Genomic DNA, 13,569 nt, shown 5'->3' with positions numbered 1-13,569 from the left:
GCCGGGCGGCGCGACCGTTGCCCGTGTTGACCTTCAGGTTGCTCGAACATCCAGAATCCCGGTCATGGAAAGCACCGACGAACTCCTGGCCATCGGCGTGTTCGCCCGACGGGTCGGGCTCACTCCGAGCGCCCTGCGGTTCTACGACGACTGCCGGGTCCTGCGCCCCGCCCATGTCGACCCCGCGACCGGGTACCGCTCGTACAGCACCGCCCAGGAGCCCGGGGCCCGGCTGCTGCGGGACCTGCGGGAGGCCGATCTCCCGCTGGCCGACGTCTGCGCGGTCCTCGACGGCCCGGCAGCGGGGGCCCGGGAGGTGCTGGAGCGCCACCGGGCCTCCCTGCGCGGCCGGACCCGCACGGCGGACGCCACGATCGCCGCCGTCCTGCGGTCGCTCGCCGGCGGCTCCGGCGGACCGGCCCGCTCCCTGGTACGCGTCGCCGGAGCCGAACTGGCGAGCGCGGCACGCCAGGTGGCCCCGGCGGCCGGCGACGATCCGCACCACCCGGAGCTGGACTGCGTCCTGGTCGCGTACGACGAGGAGGAGATCCGGCTGGTCGCCACCGACCGGTACCGCTTCTCGATGCGGGTGCTGGGACACGCCGGGCCGGCGGAGGGGGCGCCGGGGGAGTTCCTGATCGGCGCGGACGACCTGGTCGGACTGGGGGCGTGGGCGGCCCGGTCCGCCGAGGTGGCCCTGGTGAACGGACCGGACGGGGTGCACGCCCGGAGCGCCGGGGAAACCCGGCCGGTGCCGGTGCGCCAGGGGCGGTTCCCGGACTACCGCGCGATGCTGGCGGCGCTCGCCGTGCCGGCCCACCGGCTGATCGTGGACCGGGCCGCCCTGCTGGCCGCCGTCCGGGAGCGCGACGACGCGCCGGGCGTCGCGCTGCGCCTCGGCACGGACGAACTGGTCGTCGCCCTCCCCGACGGTGCCCGCGCCACGGCCCTGCCCGCCGTGCGGCAGGACACCCCGCCCCTGACGATCGGGTTCGACCCCTCGGTCCTCGCCCCAGCGCTGGAGACCGGCGTCGGCCCCGACGTGCTGCTGGAGATCGCCGCCGCCGACCTGCCGGTCGTCGTGCGCTCCGCCGACCAGGGCAGTTTCACCACCCTCGTCATGCCGATCGCCCTCACCCCCGGCCCCTGAGCGGCGCCGTGCGAACAGCACGCCCGCCCCCGGGCGAACCGCCCGCCTTCCCCCACGACCCGCCCGAGAACCATCCGCGAGGAGCAGAGAACCGGCATGAACCCCGACAACCCCGTTGTACGGTTGTGCGCCGACGGCATGCGCGCCGAGAGCGAAGGCCGGGACGCCGACGCCCGCGCCCTCTTCCTGGAAGCCTGGGAAGCGGCCGAGGACGACTACGACGCCTGCGTCGCCGCCCACTACGTGGCCCGGCACCAGGAGAGCCCCGAGGACACGCTGCACTGGAACGAGGAGTGCCTCGCCCGCGCCGACGCGGTCGGGGACGACCGGGTGCGTCCCTTCTACGCCTCGCTGCACGCCACGGTCGCCCGCGCGCACCTCGACCTCGGCCGGCCGGAACCGGCCCGCGCCCACTTCGAGTCGGCCGCCACGCACCTCGCCGGTCTCCCGGACGGACCGTACGCGCGGTGGCTGGGGCTCTGCGTCGCCCGGGGGTTGCGCACCACCGGGGCTTTGGGGGGCGGCCCGGCCGACGCCTCCGTCCGCGCCCTGCTCCGGCTGCTCTGCGCGAGCGCCGATCTGGACGCCCTCGCCCTGCTGCTGCCCGCCTGCCGGGGCGGCCTCGGCACGCTGGAGGACGAGGAGCGGATCACGGAGGTCCTGCGGATGCTGCGGGCCGAGCGCCGGCTCTCCGGCGTCGAGGCGGCGGCCCTGGACCGGGCGCTTGCGGACCGGTCCGCGACTACGGCACCGGATGCGGCCCGGTAGCGTGCCGCCATGAAGATCATCGACGCGAGCGTCGTCGTCACCAGCCCCGGCCGCAACTTCGTCACCCTCAAGGTGACCACGGACCAGGGCCTCACCGGCCTCGGGGACGCCACCCTCAACGGGCGTGAACTCGCCGTCGTCAGCTACCTCACCGACCATGTGGCGCCGCTGCTCGTCGGACTCGACCCGCACCGGATCGAGGACACCTGGCAGTCGCTCTACCGGGGCGCGTACTGGCGGCGCGGACCGGTGACGATGGCGGCGCTCGCCGCCGTCGACGTCGCACTCTGGGACATCAAGGCGAAGGCGGCCGGCCTCCCGCTCTACCAGCTGCTCGGCGGCGCCAGCCGGGACCGGGTCCGGACCTACGGCCACGCCAACGGCCGGGACATACCCGAACTCCTCGACTCCGTACGCGCCCGGATGGCCGAGGGGTACCCCGCCGTGCGCGTCCAGACCGGGATCCCCGGACTCAAGGCGGTGTACGGGGTGTCGGACACCGACGCGTCCGGCGCGGCCGTCGCCCACCAGCAGGCCCGCCCCCTGGTCGAGGACTGGGACACCGACGCCTACCTGCGTCACATGCCGACCGTGTTCGAGGCGGTGCGCGCCGAGTTCGGACCGGAACTGCCGCTGCTGCACGACGCCCACCACCGGCTCACCCCGGTCCAGGCCGCCCGGCTCGGCAAGGACCTGGAACCGTACCGGCCGTTCTGGCTGGAGGACTGCACGCCCGCCGAGAACCAGGAGGCGCTGCGGCTGGTGCGCCGCGGCACCACCACCCCGCTCGCGGTCGGCGAGGTGTTCAACACCGTGTACGACTACCAGGCCCTGATCACCGAGCAGTTGATCGACTACGTCCGCTCGGCCGTCACCCACTTCGGCGGGGTCACGCCGCTGCGCAAGCTGTTCGACTTCGCCGCGCAGTACCAGATCAAGAGCGCCGTGCACGGCCCCGAGGACATCTCCCCGGTCGGGATGGCCGCCGCGATCCACCTCGACCTGGCGGTCCACAACTTCGGCATCCAGGAGTACTCGGGCCATCAGCCCCTCACCGAGGAGGTGTTCCGGCACGCCTACACCTTCACCGACGGCCATCTGCACCCCGGCGAGGCGCCCGGCATCGGGGTGGAGCTCGACGAGGAGCTGGCCGCCGCCCACCCCTACGAGGCGGCGTACCTGCCCGTCAACCGGCTCCAGGACGGGACCGTCCACGACTGGTGACGTCGGCCGCCCCGCCCCGGAGGTGTGCACCCCGCCGCGCTCAGGCTCCGGCGCTGCTCATCGCTCCGACGCCGCTCACGCTCCGGCCGCCTCCCCGCCCGGGGCGCGTACGACCGGGAAGACCGTGCGGCGGCGCAGCGTGAAGCCGATCGAACGGTAGAGGGCGATGGCACGGGTGTTCTCGGCCACCGCGTGCAGGAACGGCTGGTCGCCCCGGTCCTCGATGCCCGCCGCGACGTGCCGCACCAAGCGGGTGGCGAGGCCCTCGCCCCGGTGGCCGGCGTCCGTGCAGACCGCGCTGATCTCCGTGTACCCCGGCGGGCGCAGCCGTTCCCCGGCCATCGCGACCAGCCGGCCGGAGCGTCGGATGCCCCAGTACGCACCGAGTTCGACCGTGCGCGGCAGGAACGGGCCGGGCTTGGTGCGGCTCACCAGGTCCAGCATCTCCGGGACGTCGGCGGTGGTCAGCCGGACCGCCTCCCGGTCGACGGCGGTCCGCAGCGAGGTGGCGAGCAACTGCACCCCGGAGCCCTGTTGCACGGTCTCCCAGTGGTCCGGGACGGCCGTGGCCCCGGTGATCGCCGTCACCCCGCCCGGACCCAGCAGTTCCGCCAGATCGTCCCAGGCGCGCGGGTCGTCCGGGTCGCCCAGGGCCACGAACGGGGCGACGTCGGCGCGGTAGCGCGCCGCGCGGCCCACGATCTCGGCGAACCCGCGGTGCGGCCCGGAGAGCGCCGCCCAGGCGGGGTTGTCCAGGACCGGATGAGGGAGGAGGCCGATGTCCGGCACCAGGTCCGGCGCCGGGCCCGGCACGGCGGCCGTCCCGGGCGGCGCGGACGCCGGCGGAGCGGTGGCGGCGGGGCGGGGCAGCGGAAGCGGGGGCTGGAGGTCCGTCGACATCGGGGGTCTCTTCTCTGTGCGGGCACGCACCTCACGTGCGGTGCCGGGGGGAACGCGGCCCGGCGTCCCCGTGGGGGGCGCCTGCCGGACGACTCAGCGCGCGGGCGTCGCGCGGCCGAGGGCGAACCGGGCGGCGCCCGGCCGTCCCTCGACCAGATCCGCCGCCAGCTCGCCGACGGCGGGCCCGAACTTGAACCCGTGCCCGGAGAAACCCGCCAGCACGGTGACCGGGCCCTGCCGGTCGATCACGAAGTCCTCGTCCGGCGTCGTGGTGTAGAGGCAGGTGAGCGGCTCCGGCTCGACGCCGGCCACGCCGGGCAGCCACTCCTCGGCGTAGGCGCGGAGCCGCTCGACCGCCGCCGGGTCCGGGGTGCGGTCGCGGCGGTCCGGGTCCACGGCCCGCCCGACGCCGTGCAGGCCGATCTTGACGCCTTCCACGCTGCCCAGCCCGTACAGGCCGCCCGGCTGGTGGAAACCGGCCCCCGGGTGGTGGATGAAGGACGGCCAGTCCAGCGCGTCGGGGACCGGGAAGTGCACCGGCTGCTCCTGGGTGACCCGCATCGGCGGCAGCCCGGTCACCAGGTCCGGCAGGAACGTGGGCGCCCAGCCGCCCACGGCGACCACGACCGCGTCCGCCCACAGCGCCTCCTCGGCGTCCGTGACCACGGTGACCCCGTCGCCGTCGCGCCGCACGCCGGTCACCCGTACCCCGTGCCGCACCTCGGCGCCCCGCTGCCCTGCCGCCTTCAGCAGCGCGGCCACGGCGTCGTCGGCGTGCACCCGGCCGGCCTCCGGGTGGTACAGCGCGGCCGTGTCGGCCCGCAGCCCCGGCCACCGGTCGGCCACCTCGGCGGGGGTCAGCCGCCGGGCGGACCGGCCCGCTCCGGCGAGCACCGCGGCCAGCCGGTCCACGGCTCCGGGCGACCCGTGGTCGACCGCCCCGGTCAGCGTCAGCACCCGCTGTCCGCACTCCTCCTCCAGCAGCCGCCACAGCGGCAGGGCCCGCAGCGCGAGCCCGGTGTACGCGGGCTCCGGGTACGCCAGTCGGAAGATCCGGGAGGTGCCGTACGAGCTGCCCCGGTCGTGGCCGGGGGAGAAACGTTCCAGCACGGTGACCCGGTGACCGCGCGCCGCCAGCCGCCAGGCCGCCGCCGCCCCCATCAGCCCGCCGCCGACGACGAGAACCCGAAGTGCCATGAGCGTGTGTCCTTCCCTGGGCCGGGCCCGCCCGCGCGCTGACGCGCGGGCGGGCCCGGTGCGACCGTCCGGTGTCACGAATTGGTCAGCGGGAGACCCGGAGGGTTCACCTCCGCCGTCTTGACCGCCTCGTCCGCCAGGTTCCAGGCGTCCAGCCACTTCGCGTACTGTCCATGGTCGATCAGGTGATTGATCGCCTCGGCGAGGGGCTCGGCCAGCCCGCTGTCCTTCTTCGCGGTGGCGCAGATGAGACCCTGCAGCGAGGCGCCGGCCCCGGAGAACGTCCCGGCGCTGCGGGTGGCGCGCGGCGTCGAAGCGGCCTGGGTGATGTGGTAGGCGACGTTGGGGTTGGGTCCGAAGTAGGCGTCGATCTTCTTCGAACTCAGCGCGAGATAGGTGCTGTTGGACTCCTGGTAGTACTTCACCGTCAGCTTCTCGCCGTCGGCCTCCAGCTTCTCCTTCCACTCCAGCAGGATCTTCTCCTGGTTGGTCCCCGCGCCCACCGCCACGGTCTTCCCGGCGAGGCTCTGGTAGGTCCCGTCGAAGTTCCAGTCGGAGTCCTTGACGACCTCGAAGCCCAGGTTGTCCTCGCGGTAGCAGGCGAACTCGTACTTCTTCTTCCGCTCCTCGGTGTCGGTGATGTTGGACAGCCCGGCCTCGGTGCGGCCGCTGTCGAGTCCGACGAAGAGGTTCTCCCAGGTGGCGTTCTTGATCTCGGGCTCCAGGCCGAAGACGGCGGCCACCAGCCGGCCGAGATCGGGCTCCGAACCGGTCACCGTCTTCTGGTCGTCGCCGACGTAGCCCAGCGGCGGCGAACCGGAGGGCAGCATGCCGAGCCCGATGGTCAGCTTGCCGTCCTCGACGACGGACTCGGGGAGCTTGGCCCGGATCGAGGCCACCTCGTCGACCTTGACCGTCGTCTCCTTCGCGGCTCCGTTGGACACCGCGCCGATCACCACCGATCCGTCGGCGACCGCGCCCGCCGGGGCGGCCGCGCCGTCCGCGCCGCCCTCCTCCCCGCAGGAGGTGAGGCCGGCGGTCAGGGCCAGGACGGTGAGGGTGGCTGCGGCGAGGGAGAGAGCTGATCTGCGGCGGGGCATGGTGGATTCCTTGGGTGGGTGAGGGTGGGCAAGGGGAGGGGAGCGGTGCGCGGGAGGTGCGGGGTACGGGGAGGGTCAGAGGACCTTGCCGAGGAACTCCCTGGTGCGGGCCTCGCGCGGGTGGTCGAGGACCTGCCCGGGCGGCCCCTGTTCCACGACGCGCCCCCGGTCGAGGAAGACGACCTGGTCGGCGACCTCGCGGGCGAAGCCGATCTCGTGGGTGACCACGATCAGGGTGGTGCCGCCGGTCGCCAGTTCCCTGATGACGGCCAACACCTCCCCGACCAGTTCCGGGTCGAGCGCCGAGGTGGGCTCGTCGAAGAGGATGACGCCGGGCTCCAGCGCGAGCGCGCGGGCGATCGCCACCCGCTGCTGCTGGCCCCCGGAGAGCTGCCGGGGGTAGGCGTCCGCCTTGTCGGCGAGACCCACCCGCTCCAGCAGTGTCCGGGCCAGTGCCCGGCCGCCCGCCCGGTCCGTGCGGCCGGACGCGGTCGGCGCGGCGGCCACGTTGTCCAGCACGGTCAGGTTCGGGAACAGGTTGAAGTTCTGGAAGACGAAGCCGATCCGGGCGCGCTGGGCCCGGATCGCCCGCTCGCCCAGTTCCTTGAGCCGGCCCCGGTGGTGGCGTACGCCGATGGGTTCGCCGCCGACGCTGACGTGGCCGATGTCCAGCTTCTCCAGGTGGTTCACGGCCCGCAGCAGCGTCGACTTCCCCGAGCCGGACGGCCCGAGGACGACGGTGACGGAGCCCGGGGCGACCGTCAGGTCGATGCCGTCCAGCACGAGGTGTTCGCCGAACCACTTGTGCGCGTGGTGGATCTCGACGCCCACCGGCTCGGGGCGGGGCTCCGGTCCGGCGGCGGACTCCTCGGCGGCGGGTACTGCGGCGACCGGGGAGGCGCCGGCGGTGGTCTCCGTGGTGGCGCTCATGCGGCTGATCCGATCGCGATGCGGGCGCGCAGCGTGCGGACGCCGGCCCGGAACCTCTGCAGCGGGGTGGGCGGAACGGTGCGCAGCGCGCCGCGCGAGTAGTACCGCTCCACGTAGAACTGGATCACCGAGATGACGCTGGTCAGCACGATGTACCAGGTGGTCGCCACCAGCAGCAGCGGCACGATGTCGCCCGAGTAGGTGGAGCCGAGCGACTGCACGGTCCCGAACAGGTCGAGCAGCGACACGTAGAAGACCAGCGAGGTGCCCTTGACCAGGCCGATGAGCTGGTTGACGTAGGAGGGCACGATCACGCGCAGCGCCTGCGGGAAGACGATCCGGGTGAAGTGGTAGCGGCGCGTCAGGCCGAGCGAGGCGGCCGCCTCGTGCTGGCCCTGGTCCACCGAGAGCACCCCGGAGCGGACCACCTCGGCGGCGTAGGCCGCCTCGTTGAGGCTCAGGCCGACGACCGCGACCACCATGTCGGTGGCCAGCCGCGACTCGTCGAAGTGGAAGAACGCCGGGCCGAACGGCACCCCGACGCTCAACGTCTGGTAGAGGGCGGAGAAGTTGTAGAGGAAGAGCAGCACCACGATCAGCGGGACCGACCGGAAGAGCCAGATGTAGACCCAGGAGACCGACCGGAGCACCGCGTTGGGGGAGAGCCGTCCGAGGGCCAGCACCACCCCGCCCAGCAGCCCGAACACCGCGCTGAGGGCGGCGACTTCCAGGGTGATGAGCAGGCCGTCCAGCACCACAGGCCGGAAGAACCAGTACCAGAACCGGTCCCACTGGTAGAAGGGGTTGGACACCAGCCCGTGGATGATCTGCGCCACCACGACCAGGACCACGGCCGTCAGCACCCACCGGCCGGGATGGCGCAGCGGCAGCACCCGCTCGGCGTCGAGGCGGGGATCGCGCGCCTTCGACGTGAGGGAGGGCGGCGGGGGACCGGCCGGTGGACCGGGCGGTGCGGAGGAGGAGCCGGTGGTGGCCGGCTCGTCCGTGGGCACGGACGTCTCGGGCATGGGAACTCCAGCGTGCGGGGGCGGTGCCGGGCGGCGGATACCGGCGCGGTCGTGCCCGGTCGGAAGGCCCCGGTGGCTCGGGGTGGGAGGGTGGAGCGGAAGGCGCGGGCCTGCGGGACGGCGACCCCGGTGCCGGGGCCGGCCCTCCGGCTCAGCGTCCGGTGGCCGGGACGCGGGCCGGAAGCCCGCCCGTACACCCGGTGGGGGAGCCCGCGCCGCCCGACAGCGGACCGGTGTGGCGCAGGGCGACGCGGCCGGACGAGGCCGCCGGAGCGGAACGACGGACGGACACGACCTCGCTCCTCCTCGCCGCGCCCACGTTGCCGGTCACCCTGGTTCCCTCTGCTGTACGGACGTCCTCGCGGAACGCGCCCCGACGGCGCACGGGTTCGTCGCCGTGGACCTGCCGGCTCTGGCGCCGGACCGGTCCGGCGCAAGTAAGGCACGTGTGTGCGGACGCGTCAACGGGGCCCGTACGCGTTCCTGTTCGGTCACCGGAAGTCCGCGAGGCTCCGGGGAGACGGCGCCCGGCGCGCCTGTGACCTGGGTGTTCGCCGGGGAGGGCGGAAACGGGCCGCGTGCGTGGACCCCGCGCCGATCCCTCGGGAACGGCTGGTCATTTCGTACGCCCTTCATATGTGCGTTACGGCGGTACATATGACGGACGCATGCGAGGACGGGGAACGGCCCGGCCCCCGCCCGCCCCGGGCAGGACGGGCGGGGGCCGGTGGGCCGGAGCCGGGCCCGTCAGTTCCACCGCCGGGCCACGGCGCTCTCCACGAGCCCCAGCAGGGCGTCGGTGGCCTTGCCCAGCACGGCCAGCAGCACGATCGCCGGCAGCAGGATGTCCGTGCGCCCGGTGTTCTGACTGTCGATCAGCAGGAAGCCGAGCCCCATCGACGAGGCGATCAGTTCGGCCGCCACCAGGAACAGCCATCCCTGGGCGAGCCCGAGCCGCAGCCCCGAGAGCACGGACGGGGCGGCCGCCGGGATCAGCACCCGGGCCAGCAGCGCGGCGCCCCGGCGCCCGTAGGCGTGTCCGAGTTCGCGCAGGCCGGGGTCCGCGTGGTCCAGCGCGGCCGACACCGTCGTGTACACCGGGAAGAACGCGCCGACCGCGACCAGGGTGATCTTCGGCGTCTCGCCGATGCCCAGCCAGAGCAGCAGCAGCGGCACCCAGGCCAGCGACGGCACTGCTCCGGCAGCTGACTCGGCGCGTACGCACCCGAGTGCGCCGCCACGTGCCAGCCGACCAGCAGGGCGGCCGGCACCAGCAGCCCCAGGCCCGCCCGCGCCGCGCCCCGGCGCAGGCCGGCCGCGCGGTCCGCCGCCGCGGCCGGGGTGGGCGCGGAGGGGGAGGCGTCCGCCCCCGGCCCGGCACCCGCCACGGCGGGCGCGCCCGCGGCCGTCACGACCGGCCCGCGAACGGCACCAGGGACGACGGCGCGGCCCCGCTGCCGAACGGGTGCTTCCACAGACCGCGCCGCTCCAGCACCGGCAGGACGCCCTCACCGAACCAGTACGCCTCCTCCAGGTGCGGGTAGCCGGAGAGCACGAACTCCTCGATGCCGACCGCCCGGTACTCCTCGATCCGGTCGGCGACCTCCTCGTGCGAACCGACCAGCGCGGTGCCCGCCCCACCGCGCACCAGACCGATGCCCGCCCACAGATTGGGGTGGATCTCCAGCCCGTCCCGGCCGCCGCCGTGCAGCGCGAGCATCCGCCGCTGCCCCTCGGACTCGCTGCGCGCGAGCCCTTCCTGGACCGACCGGACGGTCGCCTCGTCGAAGCCGTCCAGCAGCCGCCGGGCCTCCGCCCACGCCTGGTCGGCGGTGTCCCGGGTGATGACGTGGAGACGGATGCCGAAGCGGACGGTGCGCCCCTCGGCCGCTGCGAGCCCTCTGATCCAGGCGATCTTCTCGGCCACCGCGGCGGGCGGCTCGCCCCAGGTCAGATACACGTCGCTGTGTCGGGCGGCGACCCTGCCGGCGGCCGGCGACGAACCGCCGAAGTAGATCTCCGGCGCCGGGTCCGGCACCCGGGCCAACCGCGCCTGTTCCACCCGCAGATGCTCACCGGTGAAGTCGACCGTCCCGCCCTGCCACAGCTCCCGCACGATCTGCAGGAACTCGCCGGTCCGCGCGTACCGGCCCTCCTTGTCCAGGAAGTCGCCGTAGGCGCGCTGCTCGTGGCTCTCGCCGCCGGTGACGATGTTCAGCAGCAGCCGGTCGTGCGTGAGGCGCTGGTAGGTGGAGGCCATCTGGGCGGCCAGCGTCGGCGAGACGAAACCCGGGCGGAACGCCACCAGGAACTTCAGCCGCTCGGTGTTCTCGCTGACCAGCGCGGTGGTCAGCCAGGCGTCCTCGCACCAGGCGCCGGTGGGCGTGAGCGCCCCGACGAAGCCCAACTGCTCGGCGGCGCTCGCTATCTGGCTGAGGTAGCGGACGGTCGGGGGCCGGTCCCCGCCGGCGGCGGTCACCGGGGTGCCGTGACCGCCGCCGACCACGTGGCGGCTGTCTCCGTTGGTCGGCAGGAACCAGTGGAAGGTGAGATTCATGGGAAGGCGTCCTTCTGCGGAGGGGTACGGGGGTGGGCGCGGGAGGCGGCGCGTGTCAGAGCAGGCCGTGGCGCGGCGGACGGATCCGGCTGAGCGCCCAGCGGCCGAGATGCTGCACCTTCCAGCGGGCCGGGTCGTGCAGGGTGTGGGTACGCGCGTCGCGCCAGTGCCGGTGCAGGTTCAGGGAGTCGAGGGCCGCCCGGGTGCCCGCCACCTCGAAGAGCGCCGAGCCCGTCTCCACCGCGGCCTCGGCGGCGACCACCTTCGCCGCGGCGACCGCGAGCGAGGCCTCGGCCGCGGTGTCGTCGGTCAGATCCGCTTCCGCCCGGTCCACGGCGCGTGCCGCCTCCGCCAGCAGGGCGTCCGCCGACCGTACGCGCAGGGAGAGTTCGCCGAACCGCTGGACGAGCAGCGGATCGTCCACCGCCCGCTCGACGCCGCTCTCGAACCACGGGCGGCTCGTGGTCCGCACGAACCCGGCGGCCTCCTCCAGCGCCCCCGCCGCGATGCCGGCGTCGATCGCCGCGTGCAGCAACTGGGCCACCGCGCCGTGCAACTGCGGTCCTCTGAAGGTCAGATGGTGCGGGACCACCCGGTCGGCCGGCACCACGACACCGGTCAGCCGCACGGTTCCGCTGGCCGTGGTGCGCTGCCCCATGCCGTCCCAGTCGTCCACCACGGACACACCGGGCGCGTCGTGCGGCACGTACGCCACGTACAACTCCTCGTCGTCGCCCTTGGCGAGCACCGGGATCCAGTGGGCGTAGAGCGCGCCGGTGGAGTACTGCTTCACCCCGTCCAGCACGAACGAGCCGTCGTCGCGGACCAACAGCCGGGTGCGGATGTCCTGGACGTGCTTGGTGCCCGCCTCGGACTGCGCGTTGCCGAAGCGGCGGCCGGCGAGGACCTCCCCGAAGAAGAAGCGGCGCTGCTCCTCGGTGCCCCGGGCGCGCAGCACGTTGACGTACACGAAGTGGCTCTGCGGTATCTGCGCGAGGCTCGCGTCGGCGGACGCCAGGGTGCGGAACACCCGGGCGAGCGTGGTGTGCCGCACGCCCGCCCCGCCGTAGGCGGCCGGAACGGACACCGCGAGCAGCCCGGAGGCCGACAACGCGTCCAGTTCGGCGCGCGGAAGTTCCCGCCGCGCGTCGCGCCCGGCGGCGCCGGGCCGGAACCGGTCGGCCAACTCCTCCGCCAGGGCGAGGGCTTCGGCGTCGTCGTGGACGAGATGGGCGGCCGGCGGGGGGACCGTGCCGTCGGCGGGGTCCGGGTGGGGCGGGGCGGCGGACGTCATGGCGGGCTCCGGGGGAGAGACGGGGCGGAAGGGGGCGTTCTGCGGGTACGGGAACAGGGGCGTTCTGCGGCTACGGGAGCGGAAGCGTTCTGCTGGAACGGGGAACGAGGGAACGGGGAACGGGGGAAGGGCCGGGCGGGGGAGGCGGTCAGCCCGCGACGTGGAGGGGCCGTGGCACGGCGGTGGTGGCGGTCAGCGACGCGGAGAAGCGGTCCACCAGCTCGTCCAGGGTGGCGGCCGTCGCGGCGGGCAGCGTGACCCGTCCGTCCGGACCCGATCCGATCTCCTTGTCGAGGACGAACCAGCCCTGGGTGATGTGGGCCGCGCCCATCGAACTCAGCACCGGGCGCAGGGCGTAGTCCACCGCCAGCACGTGCGCGGTCGATCCGCCGGTGGCCAGCGGCAGCACCGTCTTGCCGGCCAGCGCGTACTGCGGCAGCAGGTCCAGCAGGGCCTTGAGGATCCCCGCGTACGCGGCCTTGTAGACGGGCGTGCCGACGACGATCCCGTCGGCCCGCGCGACCAGCCCGGCGACGCGGGCGATCGCCGGGTGACCCGGGTCCGCTCCCAGCAGCGCCTCCGCGGGAAGGTCCCGCACGTTCAGCGGGACGACCTCGTGCCGGTTCGCCTCCAGCCGTGCGTCGAGGTGGCGCAGCAGCCGGGAGGTGCGCGAGGCGGCGGACGGGCTTCCGGACAGCGACAGGACGACGGCCATGGGAACTCCGTGGAACGGGCGCGGTCGGGGGACCGCACGGGCGGATGGCGGGACGGACGGCGTACGCACCGGGTTGCCGACGGACCGCGTGCGGCGCGATCCGTGCCGGCGCACCGCGGCACCCCGGCCGGACGGCCGGGAGCCGCGTTGCGGACGGCACGGACGGCACGGACGGCACGGACACCGCGATGCCGGTCACCCGGCGATCGGGAAACCTGTGCACCTGTGGCGCGTACGTGGCAGAAGGGGGGAAGGCGACGAGCCCGGCGTCCCCGCCTCCCGTCCCCGCGGGGGCGGGAGGCGGTCCGCGCACGCGTGCGGCGCGACCGGTCGCACGCGTGCGCGGGGACGCAGGGGGCGGAACCGTGCGCGGGCGGTGGGGGACATGGTGCGCGCACGCCTCGACAGGGCACCCGGTGGGTCGGGAGGGACCGGTGGGGCGTGCGGGGGAGCTACCGCGCTCGGGTCAGCTGAGTCCGCCGGGGCAGCTGGGGCCGGGGCGACAGGCCGAGCTGGAGACGCGCGCGAGGTCGACGTGGCGTCGCCGCGTGAGTTCCACTCGCTTGTCCATGCTCACCGATCCGGTAGGAGCGTGCCGTCGGCACGGATGACACCGGGCGCCCGCGCCGCGCGAGCGGCCCGGTCACCTCCGGGGAGCCGACGGGTGGCCCGCAGGCCGCGCCCCGCCGTTCCGTCAGGGAGCCTA

The 13,569-nt window shown here is 74.4% G+C and carries 14 protein-coding genes; 3 read left to right on the top strand and 11 right to left on the bottom strand.

What is annotated here, in order from left to right:
* The first annotated feature begins 64 nt into the window (after positions 1-64).
* From Q0994_RS26600 to manD, 3 genes are all read left to right on the top strand, one after another.
* Positions 65-1,150: a MerR family transcriptional regulator gene (locus Q0994_RS26600; RefSeq protein WP_299539183.1), complete on the top strand. Its 1,086-nt coding sequence runs from the start codon at positions 65-67 to the stop codon at positions 1,148-1,150.
* A gap of 96 nt (positions 1,151-1,246) precedes the next feature.
* On the top strand, positions 1,247-1,918 hold the full coding sequence (locus tag Q0994_RS26595; protein WP_299539180.1) for a hypothetical protein: 672 nt from the start codon (positions 1,247-1,249) through the stop codon (positions 1,916-1,918).
* 9 nt (positions 1,919-1,927) lie between these two features.
* Positions 1,928-3,142 carry a D-mannonate dehydratase ManD gene (gene manD, locus Q0994_RS26590; protein WP_299539178.1) on the top strand — a complete coding sequence of 405 codons (1,215 nt, stop codon included), beginning with the start codon at positions 1,928-1,930 and terminating at the stop codon, positions 3,140-3,142.
* Between the two features lie 75 nt (positions 3,143-3,217).
* Here manD and Q0994_RS26585 read toward each other — a convergent pair whose 3' ends face one another.
* The 11 genes from Q0994_RS26585 to Q0994_RS34190 form a co-directional block, all read right to left on the bottom strand.
* The gene (locus Q0994_RS26585) at positions 3,218-4,042 is read right to left on the bottom strand and encodes a GNAT family N-acetyltransferase (protein WP_299539176.1); all 825 of its coding nucleotides are present in this window, start codon (positions 4,040-4,042) and stop codon (positions 3,218-3,220) included.
* 93 nt (positions 4,043-4,135) lie between these two features.
* Entirely contained in the window at positions 4,136-5,239 is a 1,104-nt protein-coding gene (locus Q0994_RS26580) for an FAD-dependent oxidoreductase (RefSeq protein WP_299539174.1), read from the bottom strand.
* A gap of 74 nt (positions 5,240-5,313) precedes the next feature.
* The gene (locus Q0994_RS26575) at positions 5,314-6,339 is read right to left on the bottom strand and encodes a transporter substrate-binding domain-containing protein (protein WP_299539172.1); all 1,026 of its coding nucleotides are present in this window, start codon (positions 6,337-6,339) and stop codon (positions 5,314-5,316) included.
* Between the two features lie 75 nt (positions 6,340-6,414).
* Positions 6,415-7,269: an amino acid ABC transporter ATP-binding protein gene (locus Q0994_RS26570; RefSeq protein WP_299539170.1), complete on the bottom strand. Its 855-nt coding sequence runs from the start codon at positions 7,267-7,269 to the stop codon at positions 6,415-6,417.
* Positions 7,266-8,297, bottom strand: a complete 1,032-nt coding sequence (locus Q0994_RS26565; protein ID WP_299539168.1) for an amino acid ABC transporter permease — start codon at positions 8,295-8,297, stop codon at positions 7,266-7,268. Before Q0994_RS26565 ends, Q0994_RS26570 begins: the two co-directional genes overlap by 4 nt.
* Before the next feature lie 151 nt (positions 8,298-8,448).
* Complete coding sequence (locus Q0994_RS26560) at positions 8,449-8,589, bottom strand: hypothetical protein (RefSeq protein ID WP_299539165.1); 141 nt, start codon at positions 8,587-8,589, stop codon at positions 8,449-8,451.
* Positions 8,590-9,044: 455 nt separating this feature from the next.
* Positions 9,045-9,491, bottom strand: coding sequence for an ABC transporter permease (locus Q0994_RS26555; protein WP_299539163.1), 447 nt, complete (start codon positions 9,489-9,491; stop codon positions 9,045-9,047).
* A 214-nt stretch (positions 9,492-9,705) separates the two neighbouring features.
* Positions 9,706-10,854 carry an LLM class flavin-dependent oxidoreductase gene (locus Q0994_RS26550; protein ID WP_299539161.1) on the bottom strand — a complete coding sequence of 383 codons (1,149 nt, stop codon included), beginning with the start codon at positions 10,852-10,854 and terminating at the stop codon, positions 9,706-9,708.
* Between the two features lie 55 nt (positions 10,855-10,909).
* Positions 10,910-12,148, bottom strand: coding sequence for an SfnB family sulfur acquisition oxidoreductase (locus Q0994_RS26545; RefSeq protein ID WP_299539159.1), 1,239 nt, complete (start codon positions 12,146-12,148; stop codon positions 10,910-10,912).
* A 148-nt stretch (positions 12,149-12,296) separates the two neighbouring features.
* Complete coding sequence (gene ssuE / locus Q0994_RS26540; protein WP_299539156.1) at positions 12,297-12,863, bottom strand: NADPH-dependent FMN reductase; 567 nt, start codon at positions 12,861-12,863, stop codon at positions 12,297-12,299.
* A gap of 466 nt (positions 12,864-13,329) precedes the next feature.
* Positions 13,330-13,434 carry a putative leader peptide gene (locus Q0994_RS34190; protein ID WP_363325580.1) on the bottom strand — a complete coding sequence of 35 codons (105 nt, stop codon included), beginning with the start codon at positions 13,432-13,434 and terminating at the stop codon, positions 13,330-13,332.
* Between the last annotated feature and the right edge of the window lie 135 nt (positions 13,435-13,569).

The organism is uncultured Streptomyces sp. (genome assembly GCF_947488945.1).
Lineage (GTDB): Bacteria > Actinomycetota > Actinomycetes > Streptomycetales > Streptomycetaceae > Streptomyces.
Note: the sequence above shows the minus strand (reverse complement) of the source record. Positions and strands in the feature narration are given on the sequence as shown.